The 24,222-nt window shown below is 64.2% G+C and carries 21 protein-coding genes; 14 read left to right on the top strand and 7 right to left on the bottom strand.

Features of this window, described 5'->3' with window-relative positions:
• Window positions 1-190: 190 nt before the first annotated feature.
• A complete protein-coding gene (locus tag A9973_RS28820; protein WP_183017022.1) occupies window positions 191-1,567 on the top strand; it encodes a ClcB-like voltage-gated chloride channel protein in 1,377 nt (458 codons plus the stop codon).
• Between the two features lie 27 nt (window positions 1,568-1,594).
• On the opposite strand, the gene A9973_RS28815 is transcribed toward A9973_RS28820, so the two are convergent.
• Window positions 1,595-1,825 carry an N-acetyltransferase gene (locus tag A9973_RS28815; RefSeq protein WP_255469334.1) on the bottom strand — a complete coding sequence of 77 codons (231 nt, stop codon included), beginning with the start codon at window positions 1,823-1,825 and terminating at the stop codon, window positions 1,595-1,597.
• 114 nt (window positions 1,826-1,939) lie between these two features.
• On the bottom strand, window positions 1,940-3,292 hold the full coding sequence (mnmE, locus tag A9973_RS28810; RefSeq protein ID WP_183017021.1) for a tRNA uridine-5-carboxymethylaminomethyl(34) synthesis GTPase MnmE: 1,353 nt from the start codon (window positions 3,290-3,292) through the stop codon (window positions 1,940-1,942).
• A gap of 115 nt (window positions 3,293-3,407) precedes the next feature.
• On the opposite strand from mnmE, the gene A9973_RS28805 reads away from it, so the two are divergent.
• The 10 genes from A9973_RS28805 to A9973_RS28760 all read left to right on the top strand — a co-directional run bounded on the left by A9973_RS28805 (window position 3,408) and on the right by A9973_RS28760 (window position 14,190).
• Window positions 3,408-4,994: an ABC transporter substrate-binding protein gene (locus tag A9973_RS28805; protein ID WP_183017020.1), complete on the top strand. Its 1,587-nt coding sequence runs from the start codon at window positions 3,408-3,410 to the stop codon at window positions 4,992-4,994.
• A gap of 22 nt (window positions 4,995-5,016) precedes the next feature.
• Window positions 5,017-5,991 carry an ABC transporter permease gene (locus tag A9973_RS28800; RefSeq protein WP_183017019.1) on the top strand — a complete coding sequence of 325 codons (975 nt, stop codon included), beginning with the start codon at window positions 5,017-5,019 and terminating at the stop codon, window positions 5,989-5,991.
• Window positions 5,988-6,908 (top strand): ABC transporter permease, encoded by a 921-nt coding sequence (locus A9973_RS28795; protein WP_183017018.1) that lies wholly within the window; start codon window positions 5,988-5,990, stop codon window positions 6,906-6,908. The genes A9973_RS28800 and A9973_RS28795 overlap by 4 nt, the downstream gene beginning before the upstream one ends.
• Window positions 6,909-6,919: 11 nt before the next feature.
• Window positions 6,920-7,930, top strand: coding sequence for an ABC transporter ATP-binding protein (locus tag A9973_RS28790; RefSeq protein ID WP_183017017.1), 1,011 nt, complete (start codon window positions 6,920-6,922; stop codon window positions 7,928-7,930).
• Window positions 7,927-8,967, top strand: coding sequence for an ABC transporter ATP-binding protein (locus A9973_RS28785; protein WP_183017016.1), 1,041 nt, complete (start codon window positions 7,927-7,929; stop codon window positions 8,965-8,967). Before A9973_RS28790 ends, A9973_RS28785 begins: the two co-directional genes overlap by 4 nt.
• A gap of 64 nt (window positions 8,968-9,031) precedes the next feature.
• Window positions 9,032-10,231, top strand: coding sequence for a M20 aminoacylase family protein (locus A9973_RS28780; RefSeq protein ID WP_183017015.1), 1,200 nt, complete (start codon window positions 9,032-9,034; stop codon window positions 10,229-10,231).
• Window positions 10,232-10,431: 200 nt separating this feature from the next.
• The gene (locus A9973_RS28775) at window positions 10,432-11,340 is read left to right on the top strand and encodes a TauD/TfdA family dioxygenase (RefSeq protein WP_183017014.1); all 909 of its coding nucleotides are present in this window, start codon (window positions 10,432-10,434) and stop codon (window positions 11,338-11,340) included.
• Between the two features lie 46 nt (window positions 11,341-11,386).
• Window positions 11,387-12,430, top strand: coding sequence for an ABC transporter substrate-binding protein (locus A9973_RS28770; protein ID WP_183017013.1), 1,044 nt, complete (start codon window positions 11,387-11,389; stop codon window positions 12,428-12,430).
• A gap of 1 nt (window position 12,431) precedes the next feature.
• The gene (locus tag A9973_RS28765; RefSeq protein ID WP_183017012.1) at window positions 12,432-13,274 is read left to right on the top strand and encodes an ABC transporter ATP-binding protein; all 843 of its coding nucleotides are present in this window, start codon (window positions 12,432-12,434) and stop codon (window positions 13,272-13,274) included.
• Between the two features lie 37 nt (window positions 13,275-13,311).
• Window positions 13,312-14,190 (top strand): ABC transporter permease, encoded by an 879-nt coding sequence (locus A9973_RS28760; RefSeq protein WP_183017011.1) that lies wholly within the window; start codon window positions 13,312-13,314, stop codon window positions 14,188-14,190.
• A gap of 114 nt (window positions 14,191-14,304) precedes the next feature.
• Here the strand turns inward: A9973_RS28760 and A9973_RS28755 are convergent, their stop codons facing one another.
• From A9973_RS28755 to rpmH, 5 genes are all read right to left on the bottom strand, one after another.
• Complete coding sequence (locus tag A9973_RS28755) at window positions 14,305-15,750, bottom strand: catalase (protein ID WP_183017010.1); 1,446 nt, start codon at window positions 15,748-15,750, stop codon at window positions 14,305-14,307.
• Between the two features lie 269 nt (window positions 15,751-16,019).
• Window positions 16,020-17,699, bottom strand: a complete 1,680-nt coding sequence (gene yidC / locus A9973_RS28750) for a membrane protein insertase YidC (protein WP_183017009.1) — start codon at window positions 17,697-17,699, stop codon at window positions 16,020-16,022.
• A gap of 48 nt (window positions 17,700-17,747) precedes the next feature.
• Window positions 17,748-18,020, bottom strand: a complete 273-nt coding sequence (gene yidD / locus A9973_RS28745) for a membrane protein insertion efficiency factor YidD (protein ID WP_183017186.1) — start codon at window positions 18,018-18,020, stop codon at window positions 17,748-17,750.
• Complete coding sequence (locus A9973_RS28740; RefSeq protein WP_105555642.1) at window positions 18,020-18,391, bottom strand: ribonuclease P protein component; 372 nt, start codon at window positions 18,389-18,391, stop codon at window positions 18,020-18,022. Before A9973_RS28740 ends, yidD begins: the two co-directional genes overlap by 1 nt.
• Before the next feature lie 111 nt (window positions 18,392-18,502).
• Complete coding sequence (gene rpmH / locus A9973_RS28735) at window positions 18,503-18,637, bottom strand: 50S ribosomal protein L34 (protein ID WP_006228069.1); 135 nt, start codon at window positions 18,635-18,637, stop codon at window positions 18,503-18,505.
• A gap of 403 nt (window positions 18,638-19,040) precedes the next feature.
• On the opposite strand from rpmH, the gene dnaA reads away from it, so the two are divergent.
• From dnaA to gyrB, 3 genes are all read left to right on the top strand, one after another.
• The gene (gene dnaA / locus A9973_RS28730) at window positions 19,041-20,495 is read left to right on the top strand and encodes a chromosomal replication initiator protein DnaA (RefSeq protein WP_183017008.1); all 1,455 of its coding nucleotides are present in this window, start codon (window positions 19,041-19,043) and stop codon (window positions 20,493-20,495) included.
• A gap of 2 nt (window positions 20,496-20,497) precedes the next feature.
• The gene (gene dnaN / locus A9973_RS28725) at window positions 20,498-21,607 is read left to right on the top strand and encodes a DNA polymerase III subunit beta (protein WP_006227714.1); all 1,110 of its coding nucleotides are present in this window, start codon (window positions 20,498-20,500) and stop codon (window positions 21,605-21,607) included.
• Window positions 21,608-21,703: 96 nt separating this feature from the next.
• A complete protein-coding gene (gyrB, locus tag A9973_RS28720; RefSeq protein WP_183017007.1) occupies window positions 21,704-24,151 on the top strand; it encodes a DNA topoisomerase (ATP-hydrolyzing) subunit B in 2,448 nt (815 codons plus the stop codon).
• The last annotated feature ends 71 nt before the right edge of the window (window positions 24,152-24,222 follow it).

The raw sequence follows: 24,222 nt of genomic DNA, 5'->3' as shown, positions 1-24,222 counted from the left end.
GAAACGGGGTTGAAGACGGGCACTTTTACCCCGAAAAACCGCCTGTTGCCTACCCGGTTTTTCGCCCTTGCAGAGGCCTTTAAACGCCCTCAGAGGCGTTCGCGAAAGTGGGGATTCCAGGCCGGGACCCCTCCTTTTGTTGACAGGGGACTGAACAAAAAGTGAGCAACTTCCGCCGTAGAATTCCGCCATGGCGAAAGAAATCAGAATCAGGAAATTGGGCTGGGCAAACGCGCTCCGGGCCCGTTTATTGGCCGACAGATTGCCCGCGACGTTGTGCGCGGCGGCCGTGATGGGGCTGTTCGGCGCGCTGGCGACGGTGGTGTTCCGGGAATTGCTGGGATGGCTGCAGATGTTGCTGGCCGGTGAAGACGTGCCCCACGGGATGGTGTCGCTGGCCCGCGGGTTGGACCCTTGGCAACGCTTCTTGATGCCCGCTGCGGGCGGGGCGATTGCCGGCGCCATCCTGCAAATGGCCGCCCGATGGCTGCCGAAACGGGGAGCGGCCGACTATATGGAGGCGATTTCCATCGGCCGGGGCGTCATTGGCCTGCGCCAGACGCTGGCTCGGAGCGTGTCGTCCATCTTTTCGATCGGATCCGGCGCCTCTATCGGCCGGGAAGGCCCCATGGTGCAGTTGGCGGCCATGTTTTCGTCCCTGACGGGGCGATTCCTGCTGCTGCCCCCCCGGCATTTGCGCCTGTTGGTCGCTTGCGGGGCCACGGCGGGCATCACGTCGGCCTATAACGCGCCGATTGCCGGCGCCTTGTTCATCTCGGAAATCGTTTTCGGCGTAATTTCGTCCGATACTTTGGTGCCGCTGGTGGTGTCATCGGTGGTCGCAAACATCGTCACGCGGCAGATGCTGCACTACGACGCGGTGTTCCACATGCCGCACTTCGAATTCGTGTCGGGTTGGGAGGTGATCAACTACCTGGTGCTCGGTGCGATCGCCGGCCTGGTCGCGCCGCAATTCCTGCGTTTCCTGGACCTGACGCGCGCCGCATTTTCCCGCATGCCTTTCCCGCTTTGGATTCGGATGGCGTTGGGCGGGCTCGTGGTAGGCGCACTTTCCGTGCTGAATCCCGAGGTGTGGGGCAACGGCTACAGTGTGGTCAACAGTATGCTGCACACGCAATGGGCCTGGCAGGCGGTGGCGGCCATTCTATTGATGAAGATATTGGCCACCGGCGCCAGCGTGGGATCGGGCGCGGTGGGGGGCGTTTTCACGCCGACGCTGTTCGTGGGAGCGGCACTGGGCGCGCTGTACGCAAGCGGTCTGCAGGCCCTGTTGCCCGCTGGCGACGTGTCGGCGGTGTCCAGTTATGCCGTCGTCGGCATGGGCGCATTGCTGGCCGCGACGACTTACGCGCCGCTGATGTCCATTCTGATGATTTTCGAGATGACGCTGAGCTATGAAGTGATGCTGCCCCTGATGCTGGCGTGCATCACCGGCTACGTCGTCGCGCATCGGATACGGCCGGAATCGGTGTATGCGAAGTCGCTGGCGAACAACCGCCGCGCGCAGCGGGCGGTAGTAAAAAAGGGTTCGGATAAAAGCGAGTAAAGACTCGCATATTTGAAAATGGAGTGATTAACCCAGGCGCTTCTTCATGAAGACGCGATGCAGCCCAGACTCTTGCGCGCGATGCGTTTCCACGTAGTCATATTGCAGATAGATGGCAATGTTCTCTGTCATTTTCTCTTGCGTGTACAAGCGGATGACCGAATAGCCGTGGTCTCGCGCGACAGCCTCGGCGTGGCGCATCAGCACGCGCCCATGCCCTTTGCCCTGCGCGGCCGGAGATACCGCGATGTTGTCCAACAGCAGGCAGTCGGGCCCGGCGTGGCGCCGATGCGCGCGATATACGGGAAGTAGGCCTCGGCGACGATCTGCTCGATGACCGGTATGTCGTCAGCCGCGGCAAGTCTTATCACGTCATTTTCCGATGCAGAAGCTGGAGAAAATCTCGCCCAGCAAGTCGTCGCTGGTGAATTTTCCGGTAATGCTCGACAGGCTGTCGTGCGCCAGCCGAAGCTCTTCCGCGAACAGGTCCAGCACCCGGTCGTCCTGACCCGCGTGTTCGCCCGCAAGCGCCAGATGTTCCGCGGCGTCCTGCAGCGCATGCAGGTGGCGTTCGCGCGCCAGCCAGGGAGATTCGGCGCCGGGGTTCCAGCCTGCGATGTTCAGCAGCTCGGCGCGCAGCGCGTCCAGGCCCGCGCCGCGTTTGGCGGAAATGCCCAATTCGCCCGGCGCCGGCGCGAAACCTGTGGATAACAGGTCCACCTTGTTGAACACCTTCAGCACCGGCGTGCGCGGCGGCAGGCGCGCGGTGATCTGCGCGTCCAGCTCGTCGCCGGGCTGGGTGGCGTCCTGCAAGTGCAGGATGACGTCCGCGCGTTCGATTTCCTGCCAGGTGCGGGCAATGCCGATGCTTTCGACGGTGTCCTCGGTTTCCCGCAGGCCGGCGGTATCCACGATATGCAGCGGCACGCCGTCGATATGGATTTCCTGCACCACTTTGTCGCGCGTCGTGCCCGCGATCGGGGTGACGATGGCGATATCGTCGCCCGCCAACGCATTCAGCAGGCTGGATTTTCCGACGTTGGGCTGGCCGGCCAGCACCACGTGCAGGCCTTCGCGCAGGATGACGCCCTGGCGCGCTTGCGCAATCAGGTTGGACAGGTCTGTGGTCAGCGCATCGAGCGTGGGCCGAGCCTGGTATTTCTCAAGGAAGTCGATCTCTTCTTCGGGGAAATCCAGCGTCGCTTCAACCAGCATCCGCAGGTGGATGATGCGGTCGGACAGGTCGTTGACGCGGGCCGAGAATTCGCCCGACAGCGATGCGACCGCGCCGCGCGCAGCAGCCACCGACGAGGCTTCGATCAGGTCGGCCACGGCTTCGGCCTGGGCCAGGTCCATGCGATCGTTCAAGAAGGCGCGGCGCGTGAATTCGCCGGGCTCCGCCAGCCGCAGGCCAAGGTCTCGGCCGGCGGCGATGCAGCTGTCCAGCACGCGGCGCAGCACGGCGGGGCCGCCGTGGCCTTGAAGTTCCAGCACGTCTTCGCCGGTATAGGAATGGGGGGCGCGGAAATAGATCGCGATGCCTTCGTCCAGCAGTTCCCCTTCCACCGATTTGAACGGCAGGTAGTGCGCATGGCGCGGCGTGAGTTCGCGCTGGAACAGGCGGCGCACCAATTCGGACAAGTCCGCACCAGAAACGCGCACGACACCGATGCCGCCTCTTCCGGGGGCGGTGGCAATGGCGGCAATGGGGGCGTAGGCGGACATATCTGAACGGGGACAAGGCAAGGACAATAGGGGAATATAACTGTTGCGCGGCCCCTTGTTTGCTGGTTAATGTGCCCCAGAGGTTCAAAACCCGAAACAACTCTGGGAGATCACGATGGCATCTCGGTTTTCGCGTGTCTTGGCCTGCGGTTCGGCCGCGGTGATGTTGGCCTTTGGCACATTCAGTTCCGCAATGGCTCGCGATCTGGTGATCGCCTTGAAGACCGAGCCCTCATCGATGGATCCGCAGTATCACGCGCTGACGCCGAATACGCAGATCTCCCAAACCATTTTCGACACGCTGGTCGCCACCGACGCGCAATTGAAGCCGCAGCCCGGGCTGGCGGAGTCGTGGACCGTGGACGGCAAGGTCTGGACGTTCAAGCTGCGTCCGGGCGTGAAGTTCTCGGACGGCACGCCGTTCACCGCCGAAGACGTGGTGTTCACGTATGACCGCGTGCCCAAGGTGCCCAACAGCCCGTCGCCGTTCACGCTGTATCTGGGGTCGGTGGCCAAGACCGAAGCGGTCGATCCCATGACCGTGCGCATCACCACCAAGGAAGTCGCGCCGAACCTGCTGGTGAACCTGGCCCAATTGCCCATCATGTCGAAGAAGGCTGCGTCCGGCCCTGCGGCGGAAGGCAAGACCACCACTGAACTGAATAGTGGCGACGGCCTGGTGGGAACCGGCCCGTACAAATTCGTGTCGTGGAAGCGCGGCGCGGAATTCGTGCTGGCCCGCAACGACAATTACTGGGGCAAGAAGCCCGAGTGGGATCGCGTGGTCTATCGCCCGATCAGCAACGCGGCTGCGCGCGTGGCCGCGCTGCTGGCCGGCGACGTGGACATGATTGAAGATCCCCCCACCGACGACTTGCCCAAGCTGAAGGGCGACAAGAAGCTCTTCGTCGAGGAAACCCCGTCGGTGCGCGTCGTATACGTGGCGCTGGACCAGCACGCCGAGCCTTCCCCCGGCATCCAGGGCACCGACAAGAACCCGATGAAGGACAAGCGGGTGCGTGAAGCGCTGTCGCTGGCCATCAACCGCGACGCGCTGGTGGAACGCGTGATGGGCGGAGTGGCGCTGCCGGCCGGCAACCTGCTGCCCTACCCCATGTTCGGTTCCAGCAAAGCGCATTCCAAGGCGCCCAAGGCCGATGTGGAAAAGGCCAAGGCGCTGCTGAAGGAAGCGGGCTATCCCAACGGCTTTTCGATCACGCTGGGTTCGCCGTCGGGCCGCTACGTGAATGATTCGAAAGTGGCGCAAGCCATCGCATCGATGTGGACCCGCATTGGCGTGAAGACGAGCGTGGACGCCATGGCGCCCCCGGTGTTCTTCAAGAACCGCGACAGCTACGCGTTCTCGGCCTATCTGGCGGGCTGGTCCGTGACCAGCGGCGAGATGTCCAACGCGCTGACGTCGCTGCTGGTGACGCGCAATCCCGAAGCCGGCCTGGGCACCACCAACCGCAGCCGCTACTCCAACCCCAAGATGGACGAGCTGGTGAAGGAAGCGTCGTCCACGATGGACGATGCCAAGCGCGCCGAACTGTTGTCGAAGGCCAGCAATATCGCCATGGACGATTTCGCGATGCTGCCGGTGCACTTCGAATTGTCGGTATGGGCGATGAAGAGCGATATCCGCTATCAAGGCCGGCCCGACCAGGTCACGCTTGCGCAGTTCGCAACCCTGAAGAAGTAACGCGCATCGCGGGCGGTCTCCAGTGCTGGCAACAATCGTAAGAAGACTGCTGCAAACCATCGTCGTCATGCTGGTCATGTCGGCGTTGGTCTTTGCAGGCATCTACATGGTGGGCGACCCGGTGTCGATGCTGGCCAGCCCCGAGGCGACCGAGGCGCAGCGCGCCGCGATCAGCGCATCGCTGGGCCTGGACCTGCCGTTGTGGAGGCAGTACCTGATCTTCATGGGCCAGGCGGTGCGGGGCGATTTCGGCAACAGCTTCCTGACCGGCGAGCCGGCCATGCACCTGATCCTGGAGCGCATGCCGGCCACCGTGGAGCTGGCCTGTGTGGCCATGCTGCTGTCGGTGCTGATCGGCGTGCCGCTGGGCATCCTGGCGGGTCTTAAACCCCAGGCGCCGGGATCGCGCGCCATCATGACGGGCTCGGTGCTGGGCTTCTCGCTGCCCAATTTCTGGGTGGGCCTGATGTTGATCATGGTGTTCGCCGTGATGCTGGGCTGGGTGCCCGCCGGCGGGCGCGGCAAGACGGTCAGCATCGGCTCGCTGGAACTGAGCGTGCTGACGTTCAACGGCTGGCTGAGCCTGGCCTTGCCAGCGGCCACCATCGCGTTCGCCAAGTGCGCGATGATCATCCGCGTGACGCGGGCGGCCACGCGCGAAGCGCTGCCCATGGACTACATCAAGTTCGCGCGCGCCAAGGGCCTGTCGGAAAAGCGCGTGCTGGGCGTGCATCTGTTGAAGAACATCCTGATCCCGGTCGTGACGGTCGCGGGGCTGGAATTCGGGCAGGTGATGGCGTTCGCGGTGGTGACCGAAACCGTGTTTTCGTGGCCGGGGATGGGCAAGCTGCTGATCGATTCCATCATCAACCTGGACCGCCCCGTGGTGGTCGCGTATCTGCTCCTGATCGTGTTCTTCCTGGTCATGTTGAATCTGGTGGTGGACATCATCTATACGGTGCTGGACCCCCGCGTACGTTTGGATAGCCGCCGATGAACACGCCCGCCACCGCCGCCGCGCCTGCCGCGGCCCCCAAGGAACAGACGCCCTGGCGGCGGTTCGTCTCGGATTTCTTCGCCAGCAAGCTGGCGACGCTGGGCCTGGTGATGCTGATCGTGATCGTGGGGGCGGCGTTGCTGGCGCCCTGGATCGCGCCGCAGAATCCTTATGACCTGGCGTCGCTGGACATCATGGATTCCAAGCTGAAGCCGGGCAGCGAAAGTGGCGATGGTTCCATGCGCTATCTGCTGGGCACCGATGGCCAGGCGCGCGACCTGTTTTCAGCCATTCTCTACGGCATGCGCACCAGCCTGCTGGTGGCGGCCGTGTCGGTGTTGGCGGCCTTCGGCATCGGCGCCACCGTGGGGCTGATCGCGGCGTATTTCGGCGGCCGCATCGACGCGCTGCTGATGCGCATTGTGGATATCCAGTTGTCGTTCCCCGCCATTCTTGTCGCGCTGATGCTGTTGGCGATCCTGGGCAAGGGTGTGGATAAAGTGATCATCGCGCTGATCGTCGTGCAATGGGCGTATTTCGCCCGGGCGGCGCGCGGCGCGGCCCTGGTGGAGCGCGGCAAGGAATACGTGGAAGCGGCGCGCTGCATGTCCCTGTCGTGGGGCCGCGTGCTGTTCCGCCACGTGCTGCCGAACTGCATGCCGCCGCTTATCGTGATCGCCACGATCGATCTGGCGCATGCGATCGCGCTGGAGGCCACGCTGTCGTTCCTGGGCGTCGGCGTGCCGGTGACCGAGCCGTCGTTGGGCATGTTGATCTACAACGGGTTCGAGTACCTGTTGTCGGGCCAGTACTGGATATCGTTCTTCCCCGGTATCGCCCTGGCGCTGGCCATCATCGCCATCAACCTCGTGGGCGACCACTTGCGCGATGTGCTCAACCCGCGCCACGCGAATTGAGGGCGGACGCGATGCAGACGCAAACTGTGGACAAGCCGCTGGCGCCCTCCCCGCGCATCCTTGACGTGCAGGGCCTGAAGACGCACTTCTTCACGCGCAACGGCATCGTGAAAGCGGTGGACGGCGTGGATCTGACACTCGCCGAAGGCGAGATCCTGGGCCTGGTGGGGGAATCGGGGTCCGGAAAGAGCATCACCGGCTTTTCGCTGATGGGCTTGCTGGACGAGCCCGGCCGCATCGTGGACGGGCAGTTGCGCCTGAACGGCGAAGACCTGCGCGGCGCGACGCCGGCACGCTGGCGCCAGTTGCGGGGGCAGGAGATCGCGATGATCTTCCAGGATCCGATGATGACGCTGAATCCGGTGCTGCGCGTGGATACGCAGATGATCGAAGCGGTGCAGGCGCACCACAAGGTTTCGCGTGAACAGGCGCGCCAGCGCGCCTTGCAGACGTTGACGATGGTGGGCATCCCCTCACCGCAGGAACGCCTGCGCACCTATCCGCATCAGTTGTCGGGCGGCATGCGCCAACGCGTGGCGATCGCGATCGCGCTGTTGAATTCGCCGCGCCTGATCATCGCGGACGAACCGACGACCGCGCTGGACGTGACCATCCAGGGCCAGATCCTCTTCGAAGTGCAGAAGCTGTGCCGCGAGACGGGAACGGGCCTGATCTGGATCACGCATGACCTCGCGGTAGTGGCCGGCCTGGCGGACCGGGTGTCGGTGATGTACGCGGGCCGCGTGGTCGAGACCGGCAGCACGCGGGATGTCATCACGCATCCCATGCATCCGTACACGCACGGGCTGATCGCTTCCATCCCCACGCCGGAGTCGCGCGGCAGGCCGCTGGTGCCGATTCCGGGCATGACGCCGTCGTTGCTGAACCTGCCCCAGGGCTGTGCGTTCCGCGGGCGTTGCCCGCGTGCGACCGACGCCTGTCTGATCGAACCGCAGCCCGTGGAAGTCCGCCCGGCGCAATGGGTGCGCTGCTGGCATGCCGGAGACCCAGACATCACATGAGCGCAGTAGAACGCGGCGCCGCCGCCCCCGCCCCCATCCTGTCCCTGCGCGGCGTGGAACTCCGCTTCGTGCAGCCCGTGGACCTGGCCGGACGCATCGCGAACCTGCTGGGCGCAGGGTTGAAGACGCAAGTGGTGCACGCCGTGGGCGGCGTGGACCTGGAAGTCCGGCGCGGCGAAGTGATCGGCATCGTCGGCGAATCGGGCTGCGGAAAATCCACCCTGGGCCGCATCGTGTCGGGCATCCTGCCGCCGTCCGCGGGCGACGTGCACTACCAGGGAAAAGCCGTGCGTGCCATGACGGGCACCGAGCGGCGCGCCTATGAGCTGGGCGTGCAGATGATCTTCCAGGACCCGTACGCCTCGCTTAACCCGCGCATGCGGGTGCGCGAGATCATCGGTGAGGCGCCGGTGGCGCATGGCCTGATCCGCGGGCGCGATAAGGCGGAGTACGTGGCGGGGCTGATGCGGCAGGTCGGGCTGGACCCGACGTTCGCGCAGCGCTATCCGCACCAGTTTTCGGGCGGGCAGCGCCAGCGTATCGGCATCGCGCGGGCCCTGGCGTTGAAGCCCTCGGTGATTGTCTGCGACGAGGCCGTGGCCGCCCTGGACGTGTCCATCCAGGCCCAGGTGCTGAACCTGTTCGAGCAGCTGCGCGACGACCTGGACCTGACATATCTGTTCATCAGCCATAACCTCGCCGTGGTCAGCCATATCTCGGACCGCGTGGCGATCATGTATCTGGGCCGCGTGGTGGAGCTAGCGCCGACAGACACCGTTTTCCAGCGCGCCAACCACCCCTACACGCAGGCGCTGCTGAAAGAGCTGCCGACGCTGACCCCTGGGCGCCGCAACTATCAACCCATCAAAGGCGAGCTGCCGTCGCCGCTGGATCCGCCCAGCGGCTGCGCGTTCCATCCGCGCTGTCCGCACGCGATGGCGCGCTGCAAGGCGGAACAGCCGCTGCTTCGCGAAATCTCGCCTGGCCAGTTCAGCGCTTGCCACCTTAACGACGCGGGCGAGGCGCCGTCCGCCTAGGTACTGGACGCCGGATGGGTGAAGCGCGAGAATTCCCGATCACTCCTACTGTTTACCCACCGCCATGAAAACCATTGCCGAAATCGAACGCGCGCACCCCGAGCTGACGGCGTTGCGCCGGGATATCCATGCCCATCCCGAACTGGCCTTCCAGGAGACGCGCACGTCGAACCTGGTGGCCGAACGCCTGCGCGAATGGGGCCTGGAAGTCTACACGGGCCTGGGCAAGACGGGCGTGGTGGGCGTGCTGCGTGCCGGCAGCGGCAAGGGCACCGTCGGCCTGCGCGCCGACATGGATGCGCTGCCCATGCCCGAACACAACCGTTTCGCGCACAAGTCCACCATCAGCGGCCGCATGCACGGCTGTGGCCATGACGGCCATACCGCGATGCTGCTGGGGGCGGCGCAGTACCTCTCCACGCACCGCAATTTCGACGGCACCGTCGTGTTCATCTTCCAGCCCGCCGAAGAAGGCGGCAATGCGGGCGCGCGCGCCATGATGCAGGACGGCCTGTTCGAGAAATTCCCGTGCGACGCCGTGTTCGGCATCCACAACATGCCGGGCATGCCGGTGAACCAGTTCGGGTTCCGCGCAGGTCCGACGATGGCGTCCAGCAACCGCTGGGACATCGTCATCAAGGGCGTGGGCGGCCACGCGGCGCAACCCCATGCGTCCGTCGACCCGATCATCGTGGCGGCCGATATGGTGCACGCCCTGCAGACGGTGATTTCGCGCAGCAAGAATCCACTGGACCAGGCGGTGCTGTCGATCACGCAGATCCATGCGGGCGACGCCTACAACGTGATTCCGGGCGAAGCGGTGCTGCGCGGCACGGTGCGCACGTATTCCGTCGAAACGCTGGACAAGATCGAAGCGGACATGCGGCGTATCGCCACGACCCTGCCGCAGGTGTACGGCGGCACGGGTGAACTCGATTTCGTGCGCGCCTATCCGCCGCTGGTCAACTGGGAAAAGGAAACGGCCTTCGCGGCCCAGGTCGCCGAAGACGCCTTTGGCGCCGAGAACGTGCTGCGCGACATGCCGCCCTTCATGGGCGCCGAGGATTTCTCCTTCTTCCTGGAAGCGATTCCGGGCGCCTACCTGTTCCTGGGCAATGGCGATGGCGACCACCGCATGGAAAGCTATCACGGCATGGGCCCGTGCCAGCTGCACAACCCGAACTACGACTTCAACGACGCCCTGCTGCCGGTGGGCGCGACCTACTGGGTGAAGCTGGTGGAAGCCTATCTGCCGGCTGCCTGACGGACGCGCCGCCCCCGGCGCTTCACACCGATGCGCTATTTGCTTATAGGCGCCCGGTATGAAGCCGCGGGGTTTCCCCCGCAGCGGCGTCTATATGACGTAGAGCTTTGTTCAAACGCCGATAACTTCGTTTGAGATACAAGGCGCGCTTTCCATAATCGATCGTTCCAGACATGCCGCAAGGCGAACCGGAGCGATCGATGTCCCAGAGCAACGCCTTGCGGCGCGAAGTAGACGCCGCCCCCGTCCCCCAGGCGCAGTCCTTTGAACTGCGCCCCCTGCCCGGCCCCGTGGGCGCGGAGATCATCGGCCTGGATCTGTCGCGGGAATTGACGGCGGCCGATTTCGCCCGCGTGCATGAAGCGCATCTGGACCATCACCTGCTGGTGTTCCGCGACCAGCGCATCACGCCGCAACAGCATATCGATTTCAGCCGCCGCTTCGGCCGCCTGATGATCCATGTGCTGCATCAATTCCACCTGGCGGACCATCCCGAGATCCTGATCGTCTCCAACATCGTGGAAGACGGCAAGCCGATCGGTCTGGGCGACGCGGGCAAGTACTGGCATTCGGACATCTCGTACAAGGAACTGCCCAGCCTGGGCTCGCTGCTGCATGCGCAGGAGCTGCCGTCCGAAGGCGGCGACACCTTGTTCGCCAACATGCACCTGGCCTACGACACCCTGCCCGCCGCGCTGCGCCATGCGGTCGAAGGCAAGCGCGCGGTGCATTCGTATCTGGCGCAATACGGACAGCTGCAAAAGGAAGGCAACTGGCGTCCCACGCTCAGCGCGCAGCAGATCGCACAGGTGCAGGAAGTGGTGCATCCCGTGGTGCGCACGCACCCGGAGAATGGCCGCCGCGCGCTGTTCGTGAGCGAAGGCTTCACGACGCGGATCCAGGACGTGCCCGAAGACGAAAGCCGTGCGCTGCTGGCCGAGCTGTTCGCGCACAGTGTGCGCGCCGAACACATTTATCGCCATCGCTGGCAGCCGCACGACCTGGTGTTCTGGGACAACCGTTCGCTGATCCATCTGGCGGGCGGCACGCCGGACCATCTGCGGCGCAAGCTGTACCGGACCACGATCGAAGGCGACACGCCCTTCTGAAAAGCACGCGGTTTCTGACGCAAAGCACTTATCCACAAGGAACACCATGCGCTTGTCCTCTGCACTCCGGGATCGTCTGGTCCAAACCGTCACCGGCGCCGGCCTGGCGCTGATTCTGGCGGTGCTGGCGTTGGCCTCCCCCACGCCCGCCCTGGCCGAAGGCCGCATCCGCATCGCGGAGCAGTACGGCATCGTGTACCTGCTGCTGAACGTGGCGCGCGACCAGCAACTGATCGAAAAGCACGGAAAGGCCGAGGGTGTGGATATCTCGGTCGAGTGGGCCAAGCTGTCCGGCGGTTCGGCGGTGAACGACGCGCTGTTGTCGGGGGCTGTGGATATCGCGGGGGCGGGCGTGGGACCGCTGTTGACGATCTGGGACCGCACGCGCGGCAAGCAGAACGTGAAAGGCGTGGCGTCGCTGGGCAACTTCCCCTACTACCTGGTCACGAACAACCCCAATGTGAAGAGCATCGCGGACTTCACGGACAAGGACCGCATCGCGGTGCCGGCCGTGGGCGTGTCGGTGCAGTCGCGCGTGCTGCAGCTGGCGTCGGCCAAGCTGTGGGGCGATGCGCAATTCAACAAGCTGGACAAGATCTCGGTGGCGCTGCCGCATCCGGACGCGGCGGCGGCGATCATCGCCGGCGGCACGGAAATCACCGGCCATTTCGGCAATCCGCCATTCCAGGAGCAAGAGCTGGCCGAAAACCCCAAGGCCCGCATCGTGCTGAATTCCTACGACGTGCTGGGCGGCCCCAGTTCGTCCACCGTGCTGTTCGCCACCGAGAAGTTCCGCAAAGACAACCCCAAGACCTACAAGGCGTTCCAGGAAGCGCTGAAGGAAGCCGCGGCTTTCGCCACGGCCAATCCGGAGAAGGCCGCGGACATCTACCTGCGCGTCACGGGCGCCAAGCAGGACCGCGCCTTCCTGATCAATGTGATCAAGAACCCCGATGTGCAATTCAAGCTGGAGCCGCAGAACACCTTCGCGCTGGCCGAATTCATGCATAAGGTGGGCGCCATCAAGAGCGCGCCCGCCAGCTGGCGCGACTACTTCTTCGACGATCCGCTGACGGCGCAAGGCAGCTGAGATGCCGGTAGCCGCCGCCAGGCCTGTGGATAACGTTGTCAAGGCGTCGCCGCTGCTGGCTGTGGATAAGGTGACGATCGAATATAAGACGCGCGAACGGCGGGTCCGCGCCACGCATCAAGTCAGTTTCGACGTGCATGGCGCGGACCGCTTCATCTTGCTGGGGCCTTCCGGTTGCGGCAAATCGACGCTGTTGAAGGCGGTGGCCGGCTTCATGCCGCCCACGGAAGGACGCATCGCGATCGACGGGCAGACCGTGCAAGGCCCTGGTCCGGACCGCATCGTCGTGTTCCAGGAATTCGACCAGTTGCCGCCGTGGAAGACGCTGCGGCAGAACGTGGCGTTTCCGCTTCTGGCCGCGCGCAAGCTGGGCCGGCGCGAAGCGGACGAGCGCGCCATGCACTATCTGGACAAAGTCGGCCTGGCCGCGTTTGCCGATGCCTATCCCCACACGCTTTCCGGCGGCATGAAGCAGCGTGTGGCGATCGCGCGCGCGCTGGCGATGCAGCCGCGCGTGCTGCTGATGGACGAACCCTTTGCCGCGCTGGACGCCCTGACCCGCCGCCGCATGCAGGAAGAGTTGATGGCGCTGTGGGAAGACGTGCGCTTCACCTTGTTGTTCGTCACGCATTCGATCGAAGAGGCGCTGGTGCTGGGCAGCCGCGTGTTGCTGCTGTCGCCGCACCCCGGGCGCGTGCGCGCCGAATTGAACGCACACGCCTTCGGCCTGCACAGCCAGGGATCCGCCGCCTTCCAGTCAGCCGCCAAGCGCATCCATGATCTGTTGTTCGAGCCGCCCTTGCCGCTGGCGGAGCCTGCACAAGCCGAGCGCGCGGCGGCTTGAACGTGTTGTCCGCACGCCCTTCCTTGAGTCCTGTCCGATGAGCAGCGCCTACCCCGCGACGCCCCCCATCCGCCCCGAAGTCGAGTACGACCTGCCGCCCTTGCCTGCGCAGGCCGCCGAAACCCCGTTGCCTTGGCACGAACGGTTGTGGCAGCACGCCAGCCTGCGCAAGCTTGTCATCCTGGCGCTGCTGGCCGCCTTGTGGGAATTGGCCGCACGCTACACCGACAACGATCTGCTGTTGCCGGGCGCGTGGCAGACGGCGCAGGCCTTCGTGCAGGGCATCGCCAACGGCGAGTTGCCGGCGCGCGCGGGCCAATCGCTGCGAGTGCTGGTGCAAGGATATCTGGCCGGGGTGGTGCTGGCATTCGTGCTGACGACGCTGGCGGTGTCCACGCGGTTCGGACGCGACCTGCTGTCCACGCTGACGGCCATGTTCAACCCGCTGCCGGCCATCGCACTGCTGCCGCTGGCCTTGCTGTGGTTCGGGCTGGGCGAAGGCAGCCTGGTGTTCGTGCTGATCCATTCCGTCTTGTGGGCGCTGGCGCTGAACATGTATGCGGGCTTTCTGGGCGTGTCGGAAACCCTGCGCATGGCGGGCCGCAACTACGGGCTGACGGGGTTGCGCTACGTGCTGCAGATCCTGGTGCCGGCCGCGCTGCCGGCCATTCTGGCGGGATTGAAGATCGGCTGGGCGTTCGCCTGGCGCACCTTGATCGCGGCGGAACTGGTGTTCGGCGCATCCAGCGGCAAGGGCGGGCTCGGCTGGTACATCTTTCAGAACCGCAACGAGTTATACACAGACCGCGTGTTCGCGGGGCTGGCGGCCGTGGTCATCATCGGCCTGCTTGTGGAAAACCTGGGATTCGACAATCTGGAGCGGTTGACGGTGCGGCGCTGGGGCATGCAGCGCTAAGGTGTGCAGTGCTAAGGCATACCGCGTTGGCCAGCGGCTTATCCACAGCAAGAAAAAAAGGGGCGGCCCCGTGGCGGGACCGCCCCTTTTGCCCAGACCTGGCTTGGCGGGCGTTTAGATCTTCAAGCCCAGGGCGCGGGCCACGCCGGCGGCGTACGCCGGATCGGCCTTCCTGAAGTGCTCAAGCTGGCGGCGCTGGATCTCTTCCGGCACGCCCGCCATGTGGCGGCCGATGTTGCCGAACAGCAGCTCTTGCTGGGCCGGGGTCATCAGACGGAACAAGGCACCCGGTTGCGAGTAGTAGTCGTCGTCCACGCGGTGGTTCCAGCGCGCGGCGGCCTGGCCGTCCAGCGCCAGCGGCGGTTCGCCGGCGGACGGGGTTTCCTTCCACTCGCCCGCGCTGTTGGGCTCGTAGTTCAGCGTGCCGCCGGCGTTGCCGTCCACGCGGCCGGCGCCGTCGCGGTGGTAGCTATGGACCGGGCAGCGCGCCGCGTTCACCGGGATCTGGTGGTGGTTGATGCCCAGGCGGTAGCGGTGCGTGTCGCCATACGAGAACAGGCGCCCTTGCAGCATCTTGTCCGGCGAGAAATCGATGCCGGGGACGATGTTGGCCGGCGTGAAGGCGGCTTGCTCGACTTCGGCGAAATAGTTCTCGGGGTTCTTGTTCAGTTCCAGCACGCCTACGTCGATCAGCGGGTAGTCGCCATGCGGCCAGACCTTGGTCAGGTCGAACGGGTTGATGTGATAGGTCTGGGCTTCGGCCTCGGGCATGATCTGCACCTTCAGCGCCCACTTCGGGAAGTTGCCTTGCGCGATGTTGTTGAACAGGTCGCGCTGCGAGCTTTCGCGGTCGTGGGCGACCACTTGCGCCGCTTCCTCATCGGTCAGACAGGCGATGCCCTGCATCGACTTGAAGTGGAACTTCACATAGAAGCGTTCGTTGCTGCTGTTGACGAAGCTGAACGTGTGCGAACCGAAACCATGCTGCTGGCGCAGGTTGGCGGGAATGCCGCGGTCGCTCATCAGGGTGGTGACCTGATGCAGCGATTCGGGGCTGAGCGACCAGAAATCCCAGGCGGCAGTGGCGCTGCGCAGGTTGGTCTTGGGGTCGCGCTTCTGGGTGTGGATGAAGTCCGGGAATTTCAGCGGGTCGCGGATGAAGAAGACCGGGGTGTTGTTGCCCACCAGGTCCCAGTTGCCTTCGTCGGTGTAGAACTTGATGGCGAAGCCGCGTACATCGCGTTCGGCGTCGGCCGCGCCGCGTTCGCCGGCAACGGTGGAAAAGCGCAGGAACAGCGGGGTCTCTTTGCCGACCTGGGAAAAGATATTGGCGCGGGTGTAGCGCGAGATGTCGTGCGTGACGGTGAACGTGCCGTAGGCGCCGGAGCCTTTGGCGTGGACGACCCGTTCCGGGATGCGTTCGCGGTCGAAGTGGGCAAGCTTTTCAATCAGCCAGAAGTCCTGCAACAGCGCGGGACCGCGGGGGCCGGCCGTCAGCGTGTTGTTGTTGTCCGCCACCGGCGCGCCTGCTGCGGTGGTCAGATGCTTCTTGTCGGTCATAGCACACTCCCTACGTGATTCTGGAACGCGCGTGGCCTGGTGGGCCCGCGCCGTGTCATGAATACCCCCTGCGCTGGCGCAGAGGGAATATGTCCGACACATCATAGGGGTCAAGGTTGCGTTTGTGAAGTTGATTGAAGTTGAAAATTGAATAGTATTTATCTATCGAAAATGTCTCGCCACGGCAACAGGCCGCGATGCCCCGGGGATGGCGTGGACATAAAAAACCGGCCCCAGAGGGCCGGTTCTTGATGCTTCCGCGGTCAGGCTCAGCGGTTCGCCAAGGCTTCCGTCTTGCGCTGCATGGCGCGGGTGATGGACCACTGCTGCGCGATCGACAAGGTGTTGTTGACGCACCAGTACAGCACCAGGCCGGCCGGGAAGAAGAACATCATCCCGCCGAACACCAGCGGCATGATCATCATGACCTTGGCCTGGATGGGGTCCGGAGGCGTCGGGTTCAGTTTGATCTGCAGGAACATGGTGGCCATCATGATGGCGGGCAGAATGAAGAACGGGTCGCGGATCGACAGGTCGTGCACCCACAGGATCCACGGCGCGCCGCGCATTTCCACGCTGGCCAGCAGCACCCAGTACAGCGAGATGAACACCGGGATCTGCACCACCATCGGCAAGCAGCCGCCCAGCGGGTTGATCTTCTCGGTGCGGTACATCTCCATCATGGCGGCGTTGAGCTTCTGCTTGTCGTCGCCGTACTTTTCCTTCAGGGCCTGCAGGCGCGGGGCCACTTGCTTCATGCGGGCCATCGAGCGGTAGCTCGCGGCGGCCAGCGGGTAGAAGATGGCCTTGATCAGCACGGTCAGCGCAACGATGGTCCAGCCCCAGTTGCCCAGGATCGAATGCAGCCAGGTCATCAGCGTGAACAGCGGCTTGGCGATGATGGTCAGCCAGCCGTAGTCCACCACCAGTTCCAGGCCGGGGGCGAGCGCCGCCATGGCCTTCTGGTCTTGCGGGCCGACCCACAGGTGCGAGTCGACGCGGGAGGCGGCGCCGGGGGCGATTTCGCCGACGGCTTCGATGCTGCGCGCGGCGTACAGATTCTTCTGCACTTCCAGCAGTTCGTTCGTGCGCGGCTTGCCTTGCGGCGGCACCCAGGCGGTGGCGAAGTAGTGCTGAACCACGGCGATCCAGCCGTTGTCCGCCTGCTTGACGTAGTTGGCCTTCTTCTTTTCGATGTCGCTGAATGTGCTCTTCTGGAACTTGTCCTGTTCGGAGTAGACGGCGAAACCGGTGAACGTGTGATAGAAGCTGGACGTGTCGGCCGGGTCGTTGCCGTCGCGCTCAAGCTGCAGGTACAGCGCGGGCGTCACAGGGGCGGAGCCGACGTTGGCCAGGTCGTGGCGCACGTCGATGTCGTAGCGGCCCTTATGCAGGGTGAACGACTTGGTGACCTTCACGCCGCCCGATTCGCCTTCGAACGAGACGACCAGGTTGTCGCCGGTCAATTGGCGTTCCGACGTCACCAGGCGGAAAGGCGTCTGGTGCGTGGGGAAGCTCTGGCCGTTGGGCGCGCCGACCACGCCGGACTGCACGACGTAGTTCAGGCCGGCCGAACGGTCCAGCAGCACGGTGGGCTTGTCCGGCTGGCCGGTTGCCGGGTACTTCAGCAGCTCGGCGCGCACCAGTTGGGCGCCCATCGTGTCGAACGTCAGGCGCAGCACGTCCGTCGTGATGACGACTTCTTCCGAGCGCGCGGTAGCGGGCGTGGTGGCGCCAGGGACCGCCGACGGCGCGGTGGCCGTGGTTGCGGGCGCGCTGGGCACCGAAGGCGTGGCGTTGTTGGCGCCGGCCTGCGGATCAGCCGTGCTGGCCGCGGGCGTGGGGCCCCCGAACAGCGACGGCTTGCCGTTATGGATTTGCCAGTTGTTCCAAAGGAGCAACAGCGAAAAGGAAAAAATCATCCAGAGGACGGTTCGTCGGATATCCATGGTGCCTACTGAAGTGAATACGGGCCAGCAAAGCCCGCCAGTTTAGCGTCAATCGTGCTCGGTGCGGTGGCTGTGGGAGCAGCAAGGGGGGCCTTTGGTTCCCGGGCCCGGCGGAACCGGATCCCAGCCGCCGGGCGACCACGGATGGCATCGGCCAATGCGCCGGACGGCCAGCCAGAAGCCGCGCCAGGCGCCATGGCGTTCGATTGCTTCAATCGCGTACGCCGAGCAAGTCGGGGTGAAACGGCACTGCCTGCCGATCCAGGGACTCAGGAAGAACCTGTAGAACCGGATGGGGGCGATGAGCAGTGCTTTGAAAATCATCGCGCGATCCGCTCAAAGTGAGCGTCCACTTCGGCTCGCACCAAGCGTTTAAGCGAGGTGAGCGTGGTGGGAGCGACCTTGCTATGCAGGCGCACGACGTAATCCTTGGCGGGCAGCGCCAGGCGCCGGTGGCGGAACGCTTCGCGGATGACCCGCTTGATCGCGTTGCGCGTACTGGCGTGGGCGGCGAACCGCTTGGCAATGATGAGCCCCAAGCGGGCACAGGCATCCTGGCCGGGAGGCAGATCATTGGGAGCCGAAGTCACAATGAATAACGCCCCTCGGGCAAGACGCCGGCCTTTCAGGGCAGCGGCGAACTCGGAGGGGCGATGCAGCCGCGCCTCCGGGGGAAGCGTGGAGCGCGGCATGGACTGCGGGTCAGGCGTTTGCGCGGAACCGGAACGAGATTGCGAGAGGTCTTGCAATATGGCCGGTCCGTGCAAATAGTCAGGTTTTCCGGAAAACCGGAAATCCAGGACTTAGACGGCCAGACGCTTGCGGCCCTTGGCGCGACGGGCGCTCAGGATGGCGCGGCCAGCGCGGGTTTTCATGCGCACGCGAAAGCCATGGGTGCGCTTGCGGCGGGTAACGGAAGGTTGGTAGGTACGTTTCATGGACGATCCACAAAAAGAACAAAAGTCAGAAGGGACCTGCCCGGAGGGTTCCAGGTCGCGCATTCAGAAGCGGGTATCTAGTGAGCATTTTTGCAACATGTGCAAAAACAACGCGTAGACGGGGCTCTGGACTGGGAATTTCTTCCCAGGCGACCTATTCAGCAAAGCTAAAAACCGGACAGTGCACCAAGCCCCCAACCTATGAAAGGAGGGTACTTGCCACAACTCCGGCTAAGCTCTCTGTGAAACCTTCTGACAGACAGAATTCGGAAAAGCCCACCATTTCAGCAAGTTTTCCCTGTCTTGTCAAACAGTTAAGGCCAAGCAGTGTAGACGCTTATGTCCTACCCTGTGGATAACCCCTGCCCAGGCAAGGTAGAATCGAGGTTTGAATAAGAGCGACATGAAAGAATTCTGGCAGACCTGCGTCAGTCGTCTTGAGCAGGAACTCCCCCCCCAACAAATCAGCGCGTGGATACGACCGCTGGTCCCGCTTGCGTACGACGAAACGCAGGCGGTGCTGCGCGTTGCCGCGCCCAACCGCTTCAAGCTGGATTGGGTGCGCAAGAACTTTTCCCACCAGATCGAAGCGTTGGCCGCGGAGTGGTTCAAGCGACCGGTACAGGTCTTGTTCGAGTTGCCGTCGCACGGCGCCGCGCCGCGCATGCCGGTCGCGCCCGTGCGTGCGCAGCCGCTCGAGCAAACGCACCTGTCCGCGGCTCAGCCCTCAGGCGGCGCGCCGCCGATGCAGGCCGCGGCACCGCCCGCCCCGCCCCCCGCCACGACCGTGGCGGCGCAGGCGGTGACGGCGGACGCGGCCAACATCGTGTACGAGCGCTCGCGGCTGAACACGGACCTGACGTTCGAGAACTTCGTGACGGGTAAGGCCAACCAGTTGGCGCGCGCCGCCGCGCTGCAAGTGGCCGAGAACCCAGGCACCTCGTACAACCCGCTGTTCCTTTATGGCGGCGTGGGCCTGGGCAAGACCCACCTGATCCACGCCATCGGCAACGCCATGGTGGCGGCGGGCACGGGGGTGCGCGTGCGCTACGTGCATGCGGACCAATACGTGTCCGACGTGGTGAAGGCGTATCAGCGCAAGGCGTTCGACGACTTCAAGCGCTACTACCATTCGCTGGATCTGCTGCTGATCGACGATATCCAGTTCTTTTCCGGCAAGAACCGCACGCAGGAAGAATTCTTCTACGCGTTCGAGGCGATGGTGGCCCAGCGCAAGCAGATCATCATCACCAGCGACACGTATCCGAAGGAACTGTCGGGCATCGACAGCCGCCTGATCTCGCGCTTCGATTCCGGCCTGACGGTGGCGATCGAGCCGCCGGAGCTGGAGATGCGCGTGGCGATCCTGCTGCGCAAGGCGGAATCCGAAGGCGTGCCCATGCCCGAGGAAGTGGCCTTCTTCATCGCCAAGCATCTGCGCAGCAACGTGCGCGAACTGGAAGGCGCGCTGCGCAAGGTCCTGGCCTACGCCCGCTTCCACGGCCGCGACGTGCTGACGGTGGATGTCTGCAAGGAAGCCCTGAAGGACCTGCTGTCCGTGTCCAACGGCCAGATCACTGTGGAAAACATCCAGAAGACGGTTGCGGATTTCTACAAGATCAAGGTCGCCGACATGTACTCGAAACGCCGGCCCGCCAATATCGCGTTGCCGCGCCAGGTCGCGATGTACCTGGCGAAGGAGCTGACCCAGAAAAGCCTGCCGGAAATCGGCGATCTGTTCGGTGGCCGTGATCACACCACCGTACTGCACGCCGTCCGCAAGATTTCCGACGCCCGCGCAAAGCAAGCGGAGCTCAACCATACCCTGCACGTGTTGGAACAAACTCTAAAAGGATGAACATGCAACTCGTACAAACCACACGCGATGCATTGCTGAAACCGCTGTCGACCGTGGCGGGCATCGTCGAAAGACGCCATACCCTGCCCATCCTGGCGAACATCCTGATGCGCAAGGAAGGCAACAAGGTTGCCTTCATTGCGACTGACCTCGAAGTACAGATCACCACGCACGCCGACTTCGGCGTGGGCCAGGACAACGAGTCCACCACGGTCGCGGCGCGCAAGCTGCTGGACATCCTGAAGGCGTTGCCGGACACCGGCGACGTGCGCCTGGCGCTGGCCAGCAACAAGCTGTCGGTGCAGTCGGCCAAGAGCCGCTTCGCGTTGCAGACGCTGGCCGCCAGCGAGTTCCCCACCGTCGCTCAGCCCGAGCAGTGGGACGTCTCGCTGACCATGCCGCAACGCACGCTGCGCCACCTGTTCAACATGGTGCACTTCGCCATGGCGCAACAGGACATCCGCTACTACCTGAACGGCATGCTGCTGGTGTTTGAACCGGGTCGTGTGCGCGCCGTCGCCACCGATGGCCACCGCCTGGCGCATTGCTCGACCGAAGCCGACGGCATCGCCGAACGCCACGAAGTGATCGTGCCGCGCAAGACCGTGCTGGAAATGCAGCGCCTGCTGGAAGACTCCGACGAGGTCGTCTCCATTGATGTGGCGCCGGGCCAGATCCGTTTCCGTTTCGGCGACGTGGAGCTGGTGTCCAAGCTGGTCGAAGGCAAGTTCCCTGATTTCACGCGTGTGATTCCCACGAACTACACGCGCCATTTCATGGTGGGCCGCGAAGCGCTCCAGGGCAGCCTGCAGCGCGCCGCCATCCTGACCACGGACAAGTTCAAGGGCGTGCGCCTGCAACTGGCGCAGAACCAGATGAAGATCTCGTCCTCCAACGCCGAGCAGGAAGAGGCGCAGGAAGAAATCGACATCGACTACGGCCATGAGGCCCTGGACGTGGGCTTCAACGTGGGCTATCTGCTCGACGTGCTGGCCAACGTGAAGGTCGACAACATCCAGTGGTCGGTCATGCCCGATGCCAACGCGTCGGCGCTCATCACCTTGCCCGAAGACGACCAGTTCAAGTACGTCGTCATGCCCATGCGGATCTGATCCGCGCCCCATTTGTGGGTTTGTGCCGCTCGGCAGGCTTTGGCCTGCGAGCGGTCCGGCCGCCAGGCCGTTCTTTAAAGCGTTATCGATACAGACATGTCAGATCAGCAGAACACCACTTCCGAGAACAGCGGCTACGGCGCTGACTCGATCAAGATGCTCAAGGGGCTGGAGGCCGTGCGCAAGCGCCCCGGCATGTACATCGGCGACACGTCCGACGGCACCGGCTTGCACCACATGGTGTTTGAAGTCGTGGATAACGCCATCGACGAAGCCCTGGCCGGCCATTGCGACGACATCGTCGTCACGATCCACACCGACAATTCCATCTCGGTCACCGATAACGGCCGCGGTATCCCGACCGATATCCACAAGGAAGACGAATTCCACCGCAGCGCGGCGGAAATCGTCATGACCGAACTGCACGCCGGCGGCAAGTTCGACCAGAACTCGTACAAGGTGTCCGGCGGCCTGCACGGCGTGGGCGTGTCTTGCGTGAACGCGTTGTCCGAATGGCTGCGCCTGACGATCCGCCGCAACGGCCAGGTCCACCAGATGGAATTCCGCCAAGGCGCGCGCGTCGCGCCCCTGGCAGTGACCGGCACGACGGACATGCGCGGCACGGAAGTGCGCTTCCTGGCCGACCCGGTCATCTTCAACAACATCGAATACCACTACGAGATCCTCTCCAAGCGCTTGCGCGAGCTCTCGTTCCTGAACAACGGCGTGAAGATCCGCCTGGTCGACCAGCGCCAGGGCAAGGAAGAGAACTTCGCGTTCTCGGGCGGCGTGAAGGGTTTCGTCGAATACATCAACCGCGCGAAGACCGTGCTGCACCCGAACGTGTTCTCGGTCTCCACCGAGTCCGCCGCTGGCGGCGTGTCGGTGGGCGTGGAAGTGGCGATGCAGTGGAACGACAGCTACAGCGAAAGCGTGCTGTGCTTCACCAACAACATCCCGCAGCGCGACGGCGGTTCGCACTTGACCGGCCTGCGCGCGGCCATGACCCGCATCCTGAACAAGTACATCGCCGACAACGAGCTGGCCAAGAAGGCCAAGGTCGAAACGTCCGGCGACGACATGCGCGAAGGCCTGGCCTGCGTGCTGTCGGTGAAGGTGCCCGAGCCCAAGTTCAGCAGCCAGACCAAGGACAAGCTGGTCTCGAGCGAAGTGCGTCCGGCCGTTGAAGAAGCCGTGGCCCGCACGCTGGAAACGTGGCTGCTTGAGAACCCGAACGACGCCAAGGCGTTGTGCAACAAGATCGTCGAAGCCGCCCGCGCCCGCGAGGCCGCGCGCAAGGCCCGCGAGATGACGCGCCGCAAGAGCGTGCTGGAAGGCGCTGGCCTGCCCGGCAAGCTGGCGGACTGCCAGGAAAAGGACCCGGCGCTGTGCGAGCTGTACATCGTCGAGGGCGACTCCGCAGGCGGTTCGGCCAAGCAAGGCCGCGACCGCAAGTTCCAGGCCATCCTGCCGCTGCGCGGCAAGGTGCTGAACGTGGAGAAGGCGCGCTTTGACCGCCTGATCGCCAGCGAGCAGATCGCCACGCTGATCACGGCGCTGGGCACCAGCATCGGCCCCGATTTCAACGTGGACAAGCTGCGCTACCACCGCCTGATCATCATGACTGACGCGGACGTGGACGGCGCGCACATCCGCACCCTGCTGCTGACGCTGCTGTACCGCCAGATGCCCGAACTGGTGCAGCGCGGCTACGTGTATATCGCCCAGCCGCCGCTGTACAAGGTGAAGGTCGGCCGCGAAGAACGCTATCTGAAGGACGACCAGGAAGAAGCGCAGTTCATGCTGCAGCTGGCGCTGAAGGATGCCGAGATCATCTCGGGCGGCAACATCATCCGCGGCGAAGAACTCACCGCCCTGGCCAGCCAATATGTGGCGGCAGACGGCGTCATCGCGCGCTTGTCGAAGGTGTTCGACGTGGGTGCGCTGTCGGCCATGGCTGAGGGCGTCGAGATCAACCTGGAAACGGCCGAGTCCACCGCGGATTCTGCCAAGCGCCTGGCTGATGCCATGCGCGACCCGGTCAGCGGCAACGGCGTGGACGTGGTGCCGCAGTTTGATGAAGCGACCGAACGCCATCGCCTGTCGGTGCAGCGCATGCACCACGGCAACGTGCGCGTCAGCATCATCGACGCCGACTTCGTCAACGGTTCCGACTACACCATCCTGTCCAAGGCCGCCAAGAGCTTCCTGGGCAAGGTCGGTTCGCGATCGCTCGCCGCGCGCGGCGAAGGCGACAAGCGCAAGGAACAGACCGTGTCCGACTTCCGCGAAGCCATGCAATGGCTGCGCAGCGAAGCCGACCGCAGCATCTCGAAGCAGCGCTACAAGGGTCTGGGCGAAATGAACCCGGCTCAGTTGTGGGAAACCACGATGGACCCGAAGGTGCGCCGCCTGTTGCGCGTGCAGATCGAAGACGCCATCGCGGCGGACGAGGTCTTCACGACGCTGATGGGCGACGACGTGGAGCCGCGCCGCGCGTTCATCGAACGCAACGCGCTGTCGGCGGGCAACATCGACGCTTGATCGCGTCCGCGGTTGCTTGAAGAAGGCCAGCCTGAAGGGGCTGGCCTTTGTTTTTTCTATTGCAAGGATGC

It is taken from the genome of Achromobacter sp. UMC46, from assembly GCF_014170335.1.
In the GTDB taxonomy this organism is placed as follows: Bacteria; Pseudomonadota; Gammaproteobacteria; order Burkholderiales; family Burkholderiaceae_B; genus Achromobacter.
Note: the sequence above shows the minus strand (reverse complement) of the source record. Positions and strands in the feature narration are given on the sequence as shown.

What these genes read in the sequence shown, in the direction of transcription:
- A9973_RS28820 (WP_183017022.1), top strand. Translation starts at nt 191, where the DNA reads ATGGCGAAAGAAATCAGAATCAGGAAATTGGGCTGGGCAAACGCGCTC.
- mnmE (WP_183017021.1), bottom strand. Translation starts at nt 3,292, where the DNA reads ATGTCCGCCTACGCCCCCATTGCCGCCATTGCCACCGCCCCCGGAAGA.
- A9973_RS28805 (WP_183017020.1), top strand. Translation starts at nt 3,408, where the DNA reads ATGGCATCTCGGTTTTCGCGTGTCTTGGCCTGCGGTTCGGCCGCGGTG.
- A9973_RS28795 (WP_183017018.1), top strand. Translation starts at nt 5,988, where the DNA reads ATGAACACGCCCGCCACCGCCGCCGCGCCTGCCGCGGCCCCCAAGGAA.
- A9973_RS28790 (WP_183017017.1), top strand. Translation starts at nt 6,920, where the DNA reads ATGCAGACGCAAACTGTGGACAAGCCGCTGGCGCCCTCCCCGCGCATC.
- A9973_RS28785 (WP_183017016.1), top strand. Translation starts at nt 7,927, where the DNA reads ATGAGCGCAGTAGAACGCGGCGCCGCCGCCCCCGCCCCCATCCTGTCC.
- A9973_RS28780 (WP_183017015.1), top strand. Translation starts at nt 9,032, where the DNA reads ATGAAAACCATTGCCGAAATCGAACGCGCGCACCCCGAGCTGACGGCG.
- A9973_RS28775 (WP_183017014.1), top strand. Translation starts at nt 10,432, where the DNA reads ATGTCCCAGAGCAACGCCTTGCGGCGCGAAGTAGACGCCGCCCCCGTC.
- A9973_RS28770 (WP_183017013.1), top strand. Translation starts at nt 11,387, where the DNA reads ATGCGCTTGTCCTCTGCACTCCGGGATCGTCTGGTCCAAACCGTCACC.
- A9973_RS28765 (WP_183017012.1), top strand. Translation starts at nt 12,432, where the DNA reads ATGCCGGTAGCCGCCGCCAGGCCTGTGGATAACGTTGTCAAGGCGTCG.
- A9973_RS28760 (WP_183017011.1), top strand. Translation starts at nt 13,312, where the DNA reads ATGAGCAGCGCCTACCCCGCGACGCCCCCCATCCGCCCCGAAGTCGAG.
- A9973_RS28755 (WP_183017010.1), bottom strand. Translation starts at nt 15,750, where the DNA reads ATGACCGACAAGAAGCATCTGACCACCGCAGCAGGCGCGCCGGTGGCG.
- yidC (WP_183017009.1), bottom strand. Translation starts at nt 17,699, where the DNA reads ATGGATATCCGACGAACCGTCCTCTGGATGATTTTTTCCTTTTCGCTG.
- A9973_RS28740 (WP_105555642.1), bottom strand. Translation starts at nt 18,391, where the DNA reads ATGCCGCGCTCCACGCTTCCCCCGGAGGCGCGGCTGCATCGCCCCTCC.
- rpmH (WP_006228069.1), bottom strand. Translation starts at nt 18,637, where the DNA reads ATGAAACGTACCTACCAACCTTCCGTTACCCGCCGCAAGCGCACCCAT.
- dnaA (WP_183017008.1), top strand. Translation starts at nt 19,041, where the DNA reads ATGAAAGAATTCTGGCAGACCTGCGTCAGTCGTCTTGAGCAGGAACTC.
- dnaN (WP_006227714.1), top strand. Translation starts at nt 20,498, where the DNA reads ATGCAACTCGTACAAACCACACGCGATGCATTGCTGAAACCGCTGTCG.
- gyrB (WP_183017007.1), top strand. Translation starts at nt 21,704, where the DNA reads ATGTCAGATCAGCAGAACACCACTTCCGAGAACAGCGGCTACGGCGCT.